The sequence below is a fragment of the Burkholderia sp. BKH01 genome (assembly GCF_025685725.1).
Lineage (GTDB): Bacteria > Pseudomonadota > Gammaproteobacteria > Burkholderiales > Burkholderiaceae > Burkholderia > Burkholderia pyrrocinia_C.
This window is the reverse complement of sequence record NZ_JAOTQT010000002.1, coordinates 1-17,216: the sequence shown is the minus strand read 5'-3', so window position 1 is coordinate 17,216 and position 17,216 is coordinate 1. Positions and strand designations below refer to the sequence as shown.

The following is a 17,216-nucleotide window of genomic DNA, read 5'->3' as shown; positions in this document are numbered from 1 at the left end:
AAAGAGGTCGTCAGCCGCGCATCTCCGACTCCGCGCATCGCCGACACCATTTAGCTGCCCAGTCATAAGGCGGAACGAATGGAATCGATCGGCATCGTCGCTCCACAGACCATGCACTTCGCCGAACCGCTGCGCTTGCAAAGCGGCAGCGCGATCGGCAACTATCAGCTCGTCGTCGAGACGTACGGCGAGCTCAACGCCGCACGCTCGAACGCGGTGCTCGTCTGCCACGCGCTCAACGCGTCGCATCACGTCGCCGGCATCTACGCGGACGATCCGCGCAGCACCGGCTGGTGGGACAACATGGTCGGCCCCGGCAAGCCGCTCGACACCAACCGCTTCTTCGTGATCGGCGTGAACAACCTCGGCTCGTGCTTCGGCTCGACCGGCCCGATGAGCATCGATCCGTCGACCGGCAAGCCGTACGGCGCGCGCTATCCGGTCGTCACCGTCGAGGACTGGGTGCACGCGCAGGCGCGCGTCGCCGATGCGTTCGGCATCGAGCGCTTTGCCGCCGTGATGGGCGGCAGCCTCGGCGGGATGCAGGCGCTCGCGTGGAGCCTGATGTACCCGGAGCGCGTCGCGCACTGCATCGACATCGCGTCGACGCCGAAGCTGTCCGCGCAGAACATCGCGTTCAACGAGGTCGCGCGCTCGGCGATCCTGTCCGACCCCGATTTCCACGGCGGCGACTATTACGCACACGGCGTGAAGCCGAAGCGCGGCCTGCGCGTCGCGCGGATGATCGGCCACATCACCTATCTCTCCGACGACGACATGGCCGAGAAATTCGGCCGCGCGCTGCGCCGCGCCGACGGCGCGCTCGACGCGTACAACTTCAGCTTCGACGTCGAGTTCGAGGTCGAGTCGTACCTGCGCTACCAGGGCGACAAGTTCGCAGACTACTTCGACGCGAACACCTACCTGCTGATCACGCGCGCGCTCGACTACTTCGACCCGGCGAAGGCGTTCGACGGCAACCTGACGGCCGCGCTCGCGCACACGCAGGCGAAATACCTGATCGCGAGCTTCTCGACCGACTGGCGTTTCGCGCCCGCGCGTTCGCGCGAGATCGTGAAGGCGCTGCTCGACAACAAGCGCACGGTCAGCTACGCGGAGATCGACGCGCCGCACGGCCACGACGCGTTCCTGCTCGACGACGCGCGCTATCACAACCTGATCCGCGCGTATTACGAACGAATCGCCAACGAGGTGGGCGCATGAACCAGCAAGCGCTGAATTCCCTGTCCGCGCGCGCGGACTTCCGCACGATCGCACGCTGGGTCGAGCCGCGCTCGACCGTGCTCGACCTCGGCTGCGGCGACGGCTCGCTGCTCGCGCTGCTGATGGAGGAGCTGGACGTCACCGGCTACGGCATCGAGCTGAACGACGCGGGCGTGCTCGCGAGCGCGAAGAACGGCATCAACGTGATCCAGCAGAACCTCGAGGACGGCCTGCGCCTGTTCGAGGACCACAGCTTCGACATCGCGATCCTGTCGCAAACCTTGCAGACGATCCACCAGACGGCCGCGATCCTGCGCGAAACGGCGCGCGTTGGCCGCGAATGCATCGTGTCGTTCCCGAACTTCGGCTACTGGCCGCACCGGCTGTCGGTGCTGCACGGCCGGATGCCCGTGTCGAAATCGCTGCCGTACCAGTGGCACAACACGCCGAACGTGCGCGTGCTGACCATCGAGGATTTCGAGGCGCTCGCGCCCGAAGTCGGCGTCACGATCCTCGACCGCGTCGTGCTGCACGAAGGCCAGCCGATTCGATGGGGAGCGAACTGGCGTGGTAGTCTTGCTGTCTACCGCGTCAAGCGCAGCTGAGCCGGGGGGCCGTTGACGAACGCCGGGCCCGGCCCGCGCCGCTCCCCCGCCGCGCGCTGCCGCCGCAATCAGTCAACGCTACCCAGTTCCAGTCCATGTCGAAAACGCCACACGAGGCGCCCGCACTCACCGCTCACGAGGATCACCCCGGCTGGCGAGCCTATCTGAACACGCACATGCTGATCTGCGTGTTCCTGGGCTTCACGTCGGGGCTGCCCCTGTTTACGCTCGTCTACCTCGTGCAGGCATGGCTGCGCTCCGAAGGCGTGAACCTGAAGGAAATCGGCCTGTTCGCGCTGATCCAGTTCCCGTATACGTGGAAGTTCCTGTGGGCACCGCTGATGGACCGCTACCTGCCGCGCCTGCCCGGCTGGCGGCCGGGCCGCCGGCGCGGCTGGATGCTGCTCACGCAGGTGCTGGTCGCGGGCGCGATCGCCGCGCTCGGCTTCGTGTCGCCGCGCGATTCGATCTGGACGGTTGCCGCGCTCACGACTCTCGTCGCGTTCTTCGGCGCGAGTTCCGACATCGTGATCGACGCGTACCGCCGCGAGCTGCTGCGCGACACCGAGCAGGGCCTCGGCAACGCGGTGCACGTGAACGCGTACAAGCTCGCCGCGCTGATCCCCGGCTCGCTGGCGCTGATCCTGTCCGATCACATGCCGTGGGACGTCGTGTTCGCGATCACCGGCGCGTTCATGCTGCCGGGCATCCTGATGACGCTCGTCGTGCGCGAGCCCGAAGTGGTCGGCGCACCGCCGCGCAACCTGCGCGACGCGATCGTGCTGCCGTTCCGCGAATTCATCCAGCGCGACGGCTGGACCGGCGCGCTGCTCGTCATCGCGTTCATCTTCCTGTTCAAGATCGGCGACACGATGGCCACCACGCTGTCGACGTCGTTCTTCCTCGACATCGGCTTCACGCGCACCGAGATCGGCATCGTCGCGAAAACCACCGCGCTCGTCGCGAGCGTCGCCGGCGGCATCATCGGCGGCGTCTGGCTCGTGAAGATCGGCATCGGCCGCGGGCTCTGGATCTTCGGCGCGCTGCAGATGGTGTCGACGCTCGGCTTCGCGTGGCTCGCTCAGCTCGGCCCCGGCTCGCCCGTGCTCGCGGTGCTCTACGACTTCACCGTTTCGACGAGCCATGCGATCGCATCGGGGCTGTCGGTGTTCGGCATTGCCGTCGCGCCGCAATTCAGCCCGATGACGGTCGCGCTCGCGATCGTCTACGGCGTCGAAACCTTCACGACGGGCCTGACGATGGCCGCGTTCGTCGCGTATATCGCCAGCACGACCGACCCGCGCTACACGGCCACGCAGTTCGCGCTGTTCACGAGCCTCGCATCGGTGCCGCGCACGCTCGCGTCGGCCGCGAGCGGCTTCATCGTCGCGAAGATCGGCTGGTTCGACTATTTCATCGTGTGCACGGCACTCGCGATTCCCGGCATGCTGCTGCTGTTCAGGATCGCGCCGTGGAACGGTGCCGCACGCAACGGCGAGGCCAGCCGTGCGCAGTGACCGCGTGCACCGCCTCGCGCGCGTTGCGGCTTCGCTGAGCGTCGGCGCCGCGGCACTCGCCGCGGGGTTCGCGCACGCGGCCGACACCGGCACGGCCGCGGCAGGCTCCGCGCCGGCCGCCGCGCAGGCAACGCCATCCACGCCGGCGACTTCGGCCGCGCCCGTCCCGCCGTCCGCCGCCGAAGCCGCGCAGCCGACCGGCGCCGCCGCGTCAGCGAAGGCGTATACGCCGACGCCGCAGCAGGTCCGCTACGGCAACGAGATCGCATTTCGCACGCTGCTTCCTTCGCCGCTGCTCGAGCAACTCACCGGGAACGAATACGCGCAGATCGTGCAGGCGGCCGCCGACAGCAACCGCCTGCTGCCCGCAAACCAGCCACGCGTGAAGCGCCTGCGCGCGATCGTCGCGAAGCTCGCGCCGTATTCGGTGAAGTGGAACGATCGCGTGAAGAACTGGACGTGGGACGTCAACGCGATCCGCTCGCGCGACATCCGCCTGACCTGCCTGCCGGGCGGCAAGGTGCTCGTGTACGGCGGCCTGCTCGACCGCATCCGCCTGAACGACGACGAGTTCGGCGTGCTGCTCGCGCACGGCATCGCGCATGCGCTGCGCGAACACGCGCGCAGCAACTTCAGCGCGACCTCGCAGACGTCGCTGCGCGCGGCCACGCTGCCGCCGCTGTTCGGCGTCGGCGATCCGCTGCCGCAGGCACTGAACCTCGGCGAGCGTCTGCAGGCGCTCCACTACGACCCGACCGACGAGACCGAAGCCGACGTGATCGGCGGCGACATCGCCGCACGCGCGGGTTTCGATCCGCGCGCGGCGATCACGCTGTGGGACAAGCTCGCGGTCGCGACGCGCGCGAACAAGGCGACGGGCTTCATCTACACGCACCCGTACAGCACCGCCCGGCGCCAGGATCTGCTGAACCGCCTGCCGGACCTGATGCCGCTGTATGCGAAGGCAACCGGCAAACGGGTCGACACGCTGCCCGACTACGCGGGCATCAGCGCGCAGCGGCGCAAGGCCGCGCGGCGCTGAGCGGCGCGAGAAGCCGATCGCTATGCGTCCACGTCCGCCGCGATCGGCCGGCCTCTGCTCTCACGCATCCAGCGCACGTCGTCACCCGGGCTGCGGCCGAACAGCCGCTTGAACTCGCGGCTGAATTGCGACGCGCTCGCATAACCGACGCGGGCAGCGGCCGTGCCGGCGCCGACTCCGTCCCGCACCATCATCAGCCGCGCCTGATGCAAGCGCGCGGCTTTCACGTACTGCATCGGCGACGTCGCCGTCACGTGCTTGAACTGCGCGTGGAACACCGCGAGGCTCATCCCGGCCTCGCGCGCGAGCGTCTCGACGTCGAGGTCGGCCTTCAGGTCGACGTGAATGCGCCGCAGCGCCTTCGCAATGCGGCCGAAATGATGCTGCTGCACGAGCGCCGCGCGGATCGCGTCGCCCTGCGCGCCCGTCAGCACGCGATATGCGATCTCGCGCATGATCGCCGGGCCCAGCACGCGCGTGTCGTGCGGCGACGCGAGCGCTTCGAGCAGCCGCACCACCGCGTCGGCCAGCGGCGCGTCGAGCGGCGTCGAGTACACGCCGTGCGGCTCGCTGACAGCCGCGCCGAGCGTCTCGTCGAGCAGGATCGCGAGCTCGGCGATCACCGCCAGATCGATGCGGATCGAGATCGCGAGGAACGGCTCGTCCATGCTCGCGAAAGTCTCGCATTCGAACGGCAGCGGCACCGACAGCACCAGATACTGCTGCGCGTCGTAGACGAACGAGCGCTCGCCGAGATAGCCAAGCTTGCGCCCCTGGCACACGACGATGATGCTGGGTTCGTACAGCACCGGCACGCGCGGCGCGGGACGGCTCACGCGGATGAAGCGCACGCCGTCGAGCGCCGCGAGCGTGTCGCCCTCGTTCGGCGCGAGGCGCGTGTGCAGTTCGATCATGCGGCGCTGCACACGTTCGCCCGTGTCGGTGAAAAGGGGCTGGAAGCTCATCGGCGCGGTCCTGTCCGGCAAGAGAATCTGGCTCGAAATGTAGCACCTTGAATACGTTTTGACGGCCGTTCGCATGCAATTCGAGAGGAATAGGCAAATCTTCCAGACCTTCGTGTATTTCGCCGCGGCGCCGCGCTCCTTACGATGACGTCCTGCCTCGCCGCATCGCCACATGATGCGACGGCAGTCTGTTTCGCCGGATATCCATCCCGGACAAGGAGCCCCCTGCATGAGCACAACCTATGCCTACGCGGCGACCGATTCGCAATCGCCGCTCGCCCCGTTCGAATTCCAGCGTCGCGCGCTGCGCGATCTCGACGTCCAGATCGACGTCCTCTATTGCGGCGTCTGCCACTCGGACCTGCACCAGGCCCGCAACGAATGGCGCAACACGATCTATCCGGTCGTGCCGGGCCATGAAATCGTCGGCCGCGTGACCGCGACCGGCTCGCAGGTATCGCGCTTCAAGGTCGGCGAGCTGGTCGGCGTCGGTTGCCTCGTCGATTCGTGCCGCACCTGCGCGAGCTGCGCCGACGGCCTCGAGCAGTATTGCGAGAACGGCTTCGTCGGCACCTACAACGGCCAGGATCGCGTGACGGGCGACGTCACGTACGGCGGCTATTCGACGCAGCTCGTCGTCGACGAGGCGTTCGTGCTGCGCGTGCCGGAGACGCTCGACCCGGCCGGCGCCGCGCCGCTGCTGTGCGCGGGGATCACGACCTACTCGCCGCTGCGGCAGTGGAACGTCGGCCCCGGCAAGAAGGTCGGCATCGTCGGCCTCGGCGGGCTCGGCCACATGGGCGTGAAGCTGGCGCGTGCGATGGGCGCGCATGTCGTGCTGTTCACGACGTCGCCGTCGAAGATCGACGACGGCAAGCGCGTCGGCGCACACGAAGTCGTGATCTCGAAGGACGAAGCGCAGATGAACGCGCACCTGAACAGCTTCGACTTCATCCTGAACACGGTCGCCGCGCAGCACGACCTGAACCCGTTCCTGAACCTGCTGAAGCGCGACGGCACGATGACGCTTGTCGGCGCGCCGGAGCACGACCATCCGTCGCCGCAGGTGTTCAACCTGATCTTCAAGCGCCGCCGCCTCGCGGGCTCGCTGATCGGCGGGATCGCGGAAACGCAGGAAATGCTCGACTTCTGCGCGCAGCACGGGATCACGTCGGATATCGAAACGATTCCGATGCAGCAGATCAACACGGCCTACGAGCGGATGCTGAAGAGCGACGTGAAGTATCGGTTCGTGATCGACATGGCATCGATCAAGCACTGAGCGTTGCCGGGCGGCATGCACGATCGCCGCGCCGAAGCAAGAACGAAACGGGCCGCATGTTCGACATGCGGCCCGTTCTGCATCCGGCGACCGGATGGTTCGACCGCTACGCGCACTGCGTGGCGCCGGCGGTCACTTCTTGTAGTCGTAGTCGATCGTCAGCGGCGCATGATCGCTGAACTTGATGTCCTTGAAGATCGACGTGCTTTTCGCGGTGCCGGCCACGCCCGGCGTCGCGATCTGGTAGTCGATCCGCCACCCGACGTTCTTCGCGTACGCCTGGCCGCGGTTGCTCCACCACGTGTACTGCTCGGGGCGCTGGTCGAGCGTGCGGAACACGTCGACATAACCGACATCGTCGAACAGCTTCGTGAGCCACTCGCGTTCTTCCGGCAGGCAGCCCGAGTTCTTCTGGTTGCTCTTCCAGTTCTTGATGTCGATTTCCTTGTGGACGATGTTCACGTCGCCGCACAGGATCACTTCGCGCTTCTTCTTGAGCTGGGCGAGGTGCGGCATGAACTCGTCCATGAAGCGGTACTTCGCCTGCTGGCGCTCGTCGCCGCTCGAGCCGGACGGCACGTACACCGACACGACCGACAGCTTGCCGTAGCGTGCCTCGACGTAGCGCCCCTCGGCATCGAATTCGCTGCTGCCGAAGCCGATGATCACGTCGTCGGGCTCGTGGCGGCTGTACACGCCCGCGCCGCTGTAGCCCTTCTTCTCGGCGTGGTGGAAATAGCTCCTGAAGCCGTGCGGCTCGACGAATTCGGTCGGCAGGTCGTCAGCCGATACCTTGATTTCCTGCACGCACACGCAATCGGCGTTCTGCTCGCCGAGCCACTCGAAGAAGCCCTTCTTCGCGGCGGAGCGGATGCCGTTCAGGTTGGCGGTAATCACTCGCATCATGTCGGGTTCCGTTCAGTTCGATGTTTTACAGGGTGGCAGCTTAACGGATCTTCACGCCTTCGAGTTCGGGCTTCGGCGGCGGGAATTCCAGCTTCATGTCGGTCATCGTGCGCAGCAGCAGTTCGGCGATCATCACGTTGCGGTGCGTCTTCGAGTCCGCCGGGATCACGTACCACGGCGCATGCTCGGCCGACGTCGCGGCGAGCGCGTCGCGGTACGCGGACTGGTACGCGTCCCAGTGCTTGCGCGCGTCGAGATCGGAGATGTCGAACTTCCAGTGCTTGGTCGGATCGTCGATGCGCGCCTGCAGCCGCGCGCGCTGCTCGTCCTTCGAGATGTGCAGGAAGCATTTGACGATCGTCGTGCCGTTCTCGACGAGCATCGTCTCGAAATCGCGGATCTGCCGGTAGCGGCGCTCGCATTCCTTGCTGTCGATCGTATCGAGCACGCGTGGCACGAGCACGTCTTCATAGTGGCTGCGATTGAAGATCGCGAGCTCGCCCGCGGCCGGCACCTGCGCATGTACGCGCCACAGGAAATCGTGCACGGCTTCGATCGGCGTCGGCGCCTTGAACGACACGACGCGCAGGCCGAGCGGATCGACCTCGCGGAACACCGCGCGCACGGTGCCGTCCTTGCCGCTGGTATCCATCCCCTGCAGCACGAGCAGCACGCGCTTCTTCTGCTGCGTGTGCAGGCGTTCCTGCTGCACGTCGAGCTCGGTCGACACGGCCGACAGCCGTTCGCGGTCGGCTTCCTTCGAACCGGACGAGAACGGCTTCGCGGCCGGGTCGAACGCATCGAGCTTGAATGCGGCGGCTTCCTTCTCGCGCGTGCTGTACGGCACGCGGAAATCGTCGAGCGACGGTTGTTTCGCCATTCGTTCCTCCGTTGGACGGTGTGGTGCATACGATAACGCATCCACCAAACGCGACGGGCCGCCCCGAACAGGTTCGGGGCGGCCCGTCGTCAAGCGCGGCTCAGGCGCGCGATCATGTTCAGCCGAGCTTCTTCTTCAGCAGTTCGTTGACCTGCTGCGGATTGGCCTTGCCCTTCGTCGCCTTCATCGCCTGGCCGATCAGCGCGTTGAACGCCTTTTCCTTGCCCGCGCGGAATTCCTCGACCGACTTCGCGTTCGCCGCGAGCACCTCGTCGATGATCGCTTCCAGCGCGCCGGTGTCGGAGATCTGCTTCAGCCCCTTCGCGTCGATGATGCGGTCGGCCGCGCCTTCGTCGTCCGCCTTCTCGTCCCAGATCGTCGAGAAGATTTCCTTCGCGATCTTGTTCGAGATCGTGCCGTCGGCGATGCGCTGCAGCACGAGTGCAAGCTGGGCCGCCGACACCGGAATCGCGTCGATCTCGATGCCGTCGCGGTTCAGTTGCGACGACACGTCGCCCATCAGCCAGTTCGCGGCGATCTTCGCGTTCGCCGCGCCGGCCTTCGCGACCACGGCCTCGAAATACGCGGCCATCGCCTTGCTCGACGTCAGCACGCCCGCGTCGTACGCGGACACGCCGTACTGCTCGACGAAGCGCTGCTGCATCGCGGCCGGCAGCTCGGGCATCCCGGACTGCACGCGCTCGATCCAGTCCTGGCCGATCACGAGCGGCATCAGGTCGGGGTCGGGGAAGTAGCGGTAATCGTGCGCGTCTTCCTTGCTGCGCATCGAACGCGTCTCGCGCTTGTCCGGATCGTAGAGGCGCGTTTCCTGCACGACTTCGCCGCCGTCCTCGATCAGCTCGATCTGGCGACGCACTTCGTAGTTGATCGCTTCCTCGAGGAACCGGAACGAGTTCAGGTTCTTGATTTCCGCGCGCGTGCCGAACTTCTCCTGGCCGACCGGGCGCACCGACACGTTCGCGTCGCAGCGGAACGAGCCTTCCTGCATGTTGCCGTCGCAGATGCCGAGCCACACGACAAGCGCGTGCAGCGCCTTCGCATAGGCCACGGCTTCGGCCGCGCTGCGCATTTCCGGTTCGGTGACGATCTCGAGCAGCGGCGTGCCCGCGCGGTTCAGGTCGATCCCCGTCATCCCGGCGAAGTCTTCATGCAGCGACTTGCCCGCGTCTTCCTCGAGGTGCGCGCGGGTCAGGTTGACCGTCTTCTCGTACGCTTCCTTGCCGGCCTTTTCGTTGGCGGGCACCTGGATCGTGATCTGGCCGCCCTGCACGACCGGAATCTCGTACTGGCTGATCTGATAGCCCTTCGGCAGATCGGGGTAGAAATAATTCTTGCGCGCGAAGATGCTGCGCGGCGCGATGGTCGAGCCGATCGCGAGGCCGAAGCGGATCGCGCGTTCGACCGCGCCGCGGTTCAGCACCGGCAGCACACCCGGCAGCGCCAGGTCGACCGGGCAGGCCTGCGTGTTCGGCTCGGCGCCGAACTGCGTCGACGCGCCCGAGAAAATCTTCGAGACGGTCGACAGTTGCGCGTGCGTCTCGAGACCGATAACGACTTCCCATTGAGTCATGGTGCTTACACTCCCGCCGGAACTTGCTTGTGCCAGTCGGTCGCGCGCTGGAACGCGTCGGCGACCTGCAGCATCCGGGCTTCGTTGAAATAGTTGCCGATGATCTGCAGGCCGACCGGGCGCTTCGCGTTCGCGCCCGCGCCGAAGCCGCACGGCACGCTCATGCCGGGCAGGCCGGCGAGGCTCACCGACAGCGTGTAGATATCCGCGAGATACATCTGCACCGGATCGTCGCCCTTCGCGCCGAGATCCCACGCGACCGTCGGCGATGCCGGGCCCATGATCACGTCGCAGGACTCGAACGCCTCCTGGAAATCCTGCGCGATGATGCGGCGGATCTTCTGCGCCTGCAGGTAGTACGCGTCGTAGTAGCCGTGCGACAGCACGTACGCGCCGACGAGAATCCGGCGCTTCACCTCGGGGCCGAAGCCTTCGGCGCGCGACTTCTTGTACATGTCGAGCAGGTCGCCGTATTGCGCGGCGCGATGGCCGAAGCGCACGCCGTCGAAACGCGACAGGTTCGACGACGCCTCGGCCGGCGCGATCACGTAGTACACGGGGATCGACAGTTCCGTCTTCGGCAGCGACACCGGCACGAGCGTCGCGCCGAGCGCTTCATAAGCTTCAAGCGCCGCGTCGATCGCCGCGCGCACGTCGTCGGCGAGGCCGTCGCCGAAATACTCGTTCGGCAAGCCAATGCGCAGGCCCGCGAGCGGCTTGCCCGCATCGTTGCCGGCCGCCCACGGCTGGCCGAGGTGGCGCGTGAAATCCTCGTCGTCGCGCTCGAGGCTCGTCGAGTCGCGCTCGTCGAAACCGGCCATCGCGTTGAGCAGCAGCGCACAGTCGGACGCGCTCTGCGCCATCGGGCCGCCCTGGTCGAGCGACGACGCGAACGCGATCATCCCGTAGCGCGACACGCGGCCGTAGGTCGGCTTGATGCCCGTCACGCCCGCGAACGACGCGGGCTGGCGGATCGAGCCGCCGGTGTCGGTGCCGGTCGCGGCCGGCGCGAGGCGCGCGGCGACGGCGGCCGAGCTGCCGCCCGAGCTGCCGCCCGGCACCGCGTTCGTGTCCCACGGGTTCTTCACCGCGCCGAACGCCGAGTTCTCGTTCGACGAGCCCATCGCGAACTCGTCCATGTTGGTCTTGCCGAGCGTGACCATGCCGGCCGCCTGCAGGCGGGCGACGACGGTCGCGTCGAACGGGCTTTCATAATTCGCGAGCATCTTCGAGCCGGCGGTCGAGCGCCAGCCGCGCGTGACGAAGACATCCTTGTGCGCGATCGGCAGGCCGGTGAGCGCGCCGCCCGCGCCGCGCGCGAGCTCCGCGTCGGCGGCTTTCGCCTGCGCGAGGGTCAGATCGGCGTCGACGTGGACGAACGCGTTCAGGGCGCGCGCGGCGTCAATCCGTTTCAGGTAGTGCTGCGCGAGCTCGACGGCCGAGCATTCCTTGGCGGCGAGCGCGGCGCGCAGTTCGGTCAGGCTTTTTGCGTGCATTGAGTGGTTTTCCTGGGAATTCTGGGTGGCGCGCGGCGCTGGCCGGCGCTTGTCGTCGAATGCTTACTCGATCACCTTCGGCACGAGATAGAGGCCGTCCTGGACGGCCGGCGCCGGACGCTGGTTGTCGTCGCGATTGACAACTTCCGTCACGGCGTCGTCGCGCAGGCGCTGCGCGACTTCCTGGATCTGTTCGATCGGGTGGGCGAGCGGCGCGATGCCGGCGGTGTCGACCGCCTGCATCTGCTCGACGAGGCCGAAGAATTCATTGAGCTGGCCGAGCATGTGCTCGGCGTCGGCGTCGGCCATTTCGAGTCGCGCCAGGTGCGCGATGCGTTTCACATCGGTCAGGGTCAGGGCCATGCGATCACCGGAAAAACAAGGCTGCGCAGCGCATCGAAAGCAGCACTGCGGCGGGGGGTTGGAGGGTGCGATCCCACCCTCAAAAATCGGGACCGAAGCGGCAAAAATACCGCCCGTTTCGATTCAAATACCGTGAAATTATAAGGTATCATTACGCGTTCGACCCAAACCCGGCAGCCTTTTCCCGCACCGTTTCGCCTCGCTTCGGCAAGCCGTGCGTGCTTCGTGCGATCCCCGGTAGACATCACTCGCAGCTTCGTGCGCCGCGGCGGCCGCTTCCGCCACGCTTCCCGAGGCTGTTATTTTTTCCGCTGCCGCCCTCAGCGCTCGCTATACAGGGCCGGCCCAGAGCGAAACAGGATTCTGAATGTTCGGTTTTTTGCGCAGCTACTTCTCCAACGATCTCGCGATCGATCTCGGCACCGCAAACACCCTGATCTACATGCGCGGCAAGGGCATCGTGCTCGATGAACCGTCCGTCGTGTCGATTCGCCAGGAAGGCGGCCCCAACGGCAAGAAGACGATCCAGGCGGTCGGCAAGGAAGCCAAGCAGATGCTCGGCAAGGTGCCGGGCAACATCGAGGCGATCCGCCCGATGAAGGACGGCGTGATCGCCGACTTCACCGTCACCGAGCAGATGATCAAGCAGTTCATCAAGACGGCGCACGAGTCGCGCATGTTCTCGCCGTCGCCGCGCATCATCATCTGCGTGCCGTGCGGCTCGACCCAGGTCGAGCGCCGCGCGATCAAGGAAGCCGCGCACGGCGCCGGCGCATCGCAGGTCTACCTGATCGAGGAGCCGATGGCGGCCGCGATCGGCGCGGGCCTGCCGGTGTCGGAAGCCACCGGCTCGATGGTCGTCGACATCGGCGGCGGCACGACGGAAGTCGGCGTGATCTCGCTCGGCGGCATCGTGTACAAGGGCTCGGTGCGCGTCGGCGGCGACAAGTTCGACGAGGCGATCGTCAACTACATCCGCCGCAACTACGGGATGCTGATCGGCGAGCAGACCGCCGAGGCGATCAAGAAGGAAATCGGCTCCGCGTTCCCGGGCTCCGAAGTCAAGGAAATGGAAGTGAAGGGCCGCAACCTGTCGGAAGGCATTCCGCGCAGCTTCACGATCTCCAGCAACGAAATCCTCGAAGCGCTGACCGATCCGCTGAACCAGATCGTGTCGTCGGTGAAGATCGCGCTCGAACAGACGCCGCCGGAACTCGGCGCCGACATCGCCGAACGCGGGATGATGCTGACGGGCGGCGGCGCGCTGCTGCGCGACCTCGACCGCCTGCTCGCCGAAGAAACCGGCCTGCCGGTGCTCGTCGCGGAAGATCCGCTCACCTGCGTCGTGCGCGGTTCGGGCATGGCGCTCGAGCGCATGGACAAGCTGGGCAGCATCTTCTCGTACGAGTGATCGTCTAGGCAGTTTCTTGACATGACGCACCCGCGGCGTGGCCGGATCGCTCGTTCAGAACGAACCGCCGCGCCGTTTGCGCGTCTGAGCATCATTTAACCGATCACACGCGCCCGGCGCCGACCATGGAATACAGTCCGCCGCCCCTCTTCAAGCAAGGTCCGCCCGCGCTCGCGCGGCTCATCTTCTTCGTTGCCCTCGCCATCGCGCTCCTCGTGTCGGACGCGCGCTTCAGCACGCTCGAAATCCTGCGCGGCGTGCTCGGCACCGTGCTCTATCCGCTGCAGCGCGCAGCACTCGTGCCGCGCGACCTGTTCATGGGCGCGGCCGACATCGCCGTCACCGGCGCATCGCTGCGCCACGAGAACGACGACCTCCGCAAACGCAACCTGCAACTGTCGACGCAGGCCAACCAGGCCGCCGTGCTCGCGCAGGAAAACATGCACCTGCGCGCGGTGCTCGAGCTGCGCCAGCACATCGCGACACAATCGACGCCGGTCGAGATCCAGTACGACACGAGCGATCCGTTCACGCAGAAGATCGTGGTCGGGCAAGGTTCGCAGCAAGGCATCCAGAACGGTTCGCCCGTCGTCAGCGAGGACGGCGTGATCGGCCAGGTCACGCGCGTGTTCCCGCTGCAGTCCGAAGTCACGCTGGTCACCGACCGCGATCTCGCGATTCCGGTGCAGGTGCTGCGCACCGGCCTGCGCAGCGTGATCTACGGCACGCCGAAGGGCGATTCGCTCGACCTGCGCTTCGTGCCGACGAGCTCGGATCTCGTCGCCGGCGACGAGCTCGTCACGAGCGGCCTCGACGGCGTCTATCCGCCCGGCCTGCCGGTCGCGAAGGTCGTGCACGTCGACAAGCTCGCCGATACCGCATTCGCGCGCGTGACCTGTGCGCCGGTCGCGGCCGTGCGCGGCGCGCGCCAGATGCTCGTGCTGCATTACCAGAACGACATCCCGCCGCGCCCGGCCGAGCTCGACCCGGCCGCCGACAAGAACGCGAAGGGTGGCAAGAAAGGCGCGAAAGCCGCCGCGAAGGGCGAGAAAGCCGACAAGGCCGACGCGAACGCGAAACCGGCCGCCGCGGCCCAGCCCGGCGCGAAGCCCGCGCCGGCCGCGCCCGCCGCCGCAGCCGCGAAGCCCGCGGCCGGGCAATCAGGAGCCCAGCGATGAACCGCCCGCAATACATCCTGCAGCCGGTCAATCCGTACTTCATCGTCTTCAGCCTCGCGGCCGCGTTCCTGCTGAACCTGATGCCGTGGGGCCGCCTGCCCGGCGTGCCCGACTTCGTCGCGGTCGTGCTGCTGTTCTGGAACATCCACCAGCCGCGCAAGGTCGGGATGGGTGTCGCGTTCGCGCTCGGCATCCTGATGGACGTGCATGACGCGGGGCTGCTCGGCGAGCACGCGCTCGCCTATACGCTGCTGTCGTACGGTGCGATCACGATCCACCGCCGCGTGCTGTGGATGCCGATCGGCGTGCAGGTGCTGTATGTCACGCCGCTGCTCGTCGTCGCGCAGCTCGTGCCGTTCGTGATCCGTCTCGCGATGGGCGCCGCGTTCCCCGGCTGGCGCTACCTGGTCGACGGCTTCGTCGAGGCGGCCCTGTGGCCGATCGCGAGCCACCTGCTGCTGATGCCGCAACGCCGCCCGGTCGATCCGGACGATACGCGCCCCATCTGAGCCGGACGACCTTTGAATACCCGCCGCCCCCAAACCCGCCGCGCGCCGCGCTCCGGGGCGGCACCTCGCCCGCCCGCGCGCGGGTCAGATCGACGCTAACCGCATGACCGATTTCAACGACACCCAACAGCAGCTCTCGAAGTTCCGCCTGCGCGTCGCGGCGGCGGGCCTGTTCGTGTTCGTCTGCTTCGGGCTGCTCGCGAGCCGCTTCTTCTACCTGCAGCTGATGCAGCACGGCAAATACGCGCTGCAGGCCGAGGAAAACCGCATCTCGGTTGCGCCGATCGTGCCGAACCGCGGGATCATCACCGACCGCAACGGCGTGATCCTCGCGAAGAACTATTCGGCGTACACGCTCGAGATCACGCCATCGAAGCTCGACGACACGCTCGACAACACGATCGACAAGCTGTCCGCGATCATCCCGATCGACGCACGCGACCGCCGCCGCTTCAAGAAGCTGCAGGAGGACTCGAAGAACTTCGAGAGCCTGCCGATCCGCACGCGGCTCACCGACGCGGAAGTCGCGCGCTTCACCGCGCAGCGTTTCCGCTTCCCCGGCGTCGACGTGCGCGCGCGGCTGTTCCGCCAATATCCGCTCGGCACGACGGCCGCACACGTGATCGGCTACATCGGCCGGATCTCGAAGCGCGACCAGGATCGTATCGACGCGATCAGCGACGACAACGACAGCGACCAGGAAAACTACGATCCGCGCCGCGACGCCAACAACTACAAGGGCACCGACTACATCGGCAAGATCGGCGTCGAGCAGAGCTACGAGACCGAGCTGCACGGGCTGACCGGCTTCGAGGAAGTCGAGGTGACGGCCGGCGGCCGGCCCGTGCGCACGCTGTCGCGCACGCAGGCGACGCCCGGCAACAACCTCGTGCTGTCGCTCGACATCGGGCTGCAGCAGGTCGCCGAACAGGCGTTCGCCGGCAAGCGCGGCGCGCTCGTCGCGATCGAGCCGAAGACGGGCGACGTGCTCGCGTTCGTGTCGTCGCCGAGCTTCGACCCGAATTCGTTCGTCGACGGCATCGACCAGCAGACCTGGGACGAGCTGAACAACTCGACCGACAAGCCGCTGCTGAACCGTCCGCTGCACGGCACCTACCCGCCCGGCTCGACGTACAAGCCGTTCATGGCGCTCGCGGGCCTGACGCTCGGCAAGCGCTCGCCGGGCTGGGGTTTCCAGGATCCCGGCTACTTCACGTTCGGCGGCCACACGTTCCGCAACGACGTGCGCTCGGGCCAGGGCTGGGTCGACATGAACAAGGCGATCATGGTGTCGAACGACACCTACTTCTACATGCTCGCGCGCGACCTCGGCGTGAACGCGATCGCGAACTTCATGAAGCCGTTCGGCTTCGGCCAGATCACCGGGATCGACATCCAGGGCGAAGCGCGCGGGATCCTGCCGTCGACCGACTGGAAGAAGAAGGCGTTCAAGAAGGCCGCGCAGCAGAAGTGGTTCGACGGCGAGACGATCAGCCTCGGGATCGGCCAGGGCTACAACTCGTTCACGATCCTGCAGCTCGCGCACGCAACCGCGACCCTCGCGAACAACGGCGTCGTGATGAAGCCGCACCTCGTGAAGGAAGTCGAGGATCCGATCACGCGCGGGCGTCGCCTGACCGTGCCGAAGGAAAGTGAAACGATCCCGCTCAAGCAGGCCGACATCGACGTCGTGAAGCGCGGGATGGAGAACGTGATCGAGAACCCGTCCGGCACCGCGTACAAGGTGTTCCGCGGCGCGCCGTACCTCGCCGCCGGCAAGACCGGTACCGCGCAGGTGTTCTCGCTGCAGGGCTCCAACTACAAGGGCCACCTGCTCGCCGAGCATCTGCGCGACCACGCGCTGTTCATCGCGTACGCGCCGGTCGACCATCCGCAGATCGCCGTGGCGCTGGTCGTCGAGAACGGCGGCTGGGGTGCGCAGGCCGCCGGCCCGATCGCGCGCCGCGTGCTCGACTTCTTCCTCGTCGAGCGCCAGAACCCGCAGAACGAAGCCGCGGCCGTGGCTGCCGCGGCGTCGGCGACCGAACCCATCAACGCACCGGTGATCGGCGACGCGAACAAGCCCGCCGCCGTCGCGGCCGGCTTCAAGACGCTGCCGCAGCCCGTCGTGCCGACCGCGGCCAGCGCGGCCGATGCGGCATCGGCCGCGTCGGCGCCCGACGCGTCGGGTACGGCAGGTGCAAGCGCGGCGCAACCGGCCGAAGCGAGCGCCGCGGCGCCCAGGGC

Annotated in this window: 15 protein-coding genes; 9 read left to right on the top strand and 6 right to left on the bottom strand. The window is 67.0% G+C overall.

Annotation, left to right across the window (positions count from 1 at the left end):
- The first annotated feature begins 78 nt into the window (after positions 1-78).
- The 4 genes from metX to OEJ37_RS02980 all read left to right on the top strand — a co-directional run bounded on the left by metX (position 79) and on the right by OEJ37_RS02980 (position 4,388).
- Complete coding sequence (gene metX, locus OEJ37_RS02995) at positions 79-1,224, top strand: homoserine O-succinyltransferase MetX (RefSeq protein ID WP_174421402.1); 1,146 nt, start codon at positions 79-81, stop codon at positions 1,222-1,224.
- Positions 1,221-1,829, top strand: coding sequence for a methionine biosynthesis protein MetW (gene metW / locus OEJ37_RS02990; RefSeq protein ID WP_152860818.1), 609 nt, complete (start codon positions 1,221-1,223; stop codon positions 1,827-1,829). The genes metX and metW overlap by 4 nt, the downstream gene beginning before the upstream one ends.
- Before the next feature lie 95 nt (positions 1,830-1,924).
- Positions 1,925-3,346 (top strand): AmpG family muropeptide MFS transporter, encoded by a 1,422-nt coding sequence (locus OEJ37_RS02985; protein WP_263343162.1) that lies wholly within the window; start codon positions 1,925-1,927, stop codon positions 3,344-3,346.
- Positions 3,336-4,388, top strand: coding sequence for a M48 family metallopeptidase (locus OEJ37_RS02980; RefSeq protein ID WP_175919556.1), 1,053 nt, complete (start codon positions 3,336-3,338; stop codon positions 4,386-4,388). The genes OEJ37_RS02985 and OEJ37_RS02980 overlap by 11 nt, the downstream gene beginning before the upstream one ends.
- A gap of 20 nt (positions 4,389-4,408) precedes the next feature.
- Here the strand turns inward: OEJ37_RS02980 and OEJ37_RS02975 are convergent, their stop codons facing one another.
- Positions 4,409-5,353 carry an AraC family transcriptional regulator gene (locus tag OEJ37_RS02975; RefSeq protein WP_175919557.1) on the bottom strand — a complete coding sequence of 315 codons (945 nt, stop codon included), beginning with the start codon at positions 5,351-5,353 and terminating at the stop codon, positions 4,409-4,411.
- Positions 5,354-5,582: 229 nt separating this feature from the next.
- Here OEJ37_RS02975 and OEJ37_RS02970 point away from each other — a divergent pair, with 229 nt between their 5' ends.
- Positions 5,583-6,635 (top strand): NAD(P)-dependent alcohol dehydrogenase, encoded by a 1,053-nt coding sequence (locus OEJ37_RS02970; RefSeq protein WP_174421398.1) that lies wholly within the window; start codon positions 5,583-5,585, stop codon positions 6,633-6,635.
- 132 nt (positions 6,636-6,767) lie between these two features.
- Here the strand turns inward: OEJ37_RS02970 and OEJ37_RS02965 are convergent, their stop codons facing one another.
- From OEJ37_RS02965 to gatC, 5 genes are all read right to left on the bottom strand, one after another.
- Positions 6,768-7,541: an exodeoxyribonuclease III gene (locus OEJ37_RS02965; protein WP_174421397.1), complete on the bottom strand. Its 774-nt coding sequence runs from the start codon at positions 7,539-7,541 to the stop codon at positions 6,768-6,770.
- A gap of 40 nt (positions 7,542-7,581) precedes the next feature.
- Positions 7,582-8,421: a polyphosphate kinase 2 family protein gene (locus OEJ37_RS02960; RefSeq protein ID WP_263343161.1), complete on the bottom strand. Its 840-nt coding sequence runs from the start codon at positions 8,419-8,421 to the stop codon at positions 7,582-7,584.
- A gap of 118 nt (positions 8,422-8,539) precedes the next feature.
- Complete coding sequence (gatB, locus tag OEJ37_RS02955; protein ID WP_072437602.1) at positions 8,540-10,012, bottom strand: Asp-tRNA(Asn)/Glu-tRNA(Gln) amidotransferase subunit GatB; 1,473 nt, start codon at positions 10,010-10,012, stop codon at positions 8,540-8,542.
- Between the two features lie 5 nt (positions 10,013-10,017).
- A complete protein-coding gene (gene gatA, locus OEJ37_RS02950; protein WP_174420275.1) occupies positions 10,018-11,508 on the bottom strand; it encodes an Asp-tRNA(Asn)/Glu-tRNA(Gln) amidotransferase subunit GatA in 1,491 nt (496 codons plus the stop codon).
- A gap of 63 nt (positions 11,509-11,571) precedes the next feature.
- The gene (gene gatC / locus OEJ37_RS02945) at positions 11,572-11,871 is read right to left on the bottom strand and encodes an Asp-tRNA(Asn)/Glu-tRNA(Gln) amidotransferase subunit GatC (RefSeq protein WP_006477478.1); all 300 of its coding nucleotides are present in this window, start codon (positions 11,869-11,871) and stop codon (positions 11,572-11,574) included.
- A gap of 367 nt (positions 11,872-12,238) precedes the next feature.
- Between gatC and OEJ37_RS02940 the strand changes: the two genes are divergently transcribed.
- From OEJ37_RS02940 to mrdA, 4 genes are all read left to right on the top strand, one after another.
- A complete protein-coding gene (locus OEJ37_RS02940) occupies positions 12,239-13,282 on the top strand; it encodes a rod shape-determining protein (protein WP_004189550.1) in 1,044 nt (347 codons plus the stop codon).
- A 125-nt stretch (positions 13,283-13,407) separates the two neighbouring features.
- A complete protein-coding gene (mreC, locus tag OEJ37_RS02935; protein ID WP_263343160.1) occupies positions 13,408-14,460 on the top strand; it encodes a rod shape-determining protein MreC in 1,053 nt (350 codons plus the stop codon).
- Complete coding sequence (gene mreD / locus OEJ37_RS02930; RefSeq protein WP_174420273.1) at positions 14,457-14,969, top strand: rod shape-determining protein MreD; 513 nt, start codon at positions 14,457-14,459, stop codon at positions 14,967-14,969. The genes mreC and mreD overlap by 4 nt, the downstream gene beginning before the upstream one ends.
- Positions 14,970-15,072: 103 nt before the next feature.
- A partial coding sequence (mrdA, locus tag OEJ37_RS02925; RefSeq protein ID WP_263343158.1) for a penicillin-binding protein 2 occupies positions 15,073-17,216 on the top strand: 2,144 nt, incomplete at its 3' end.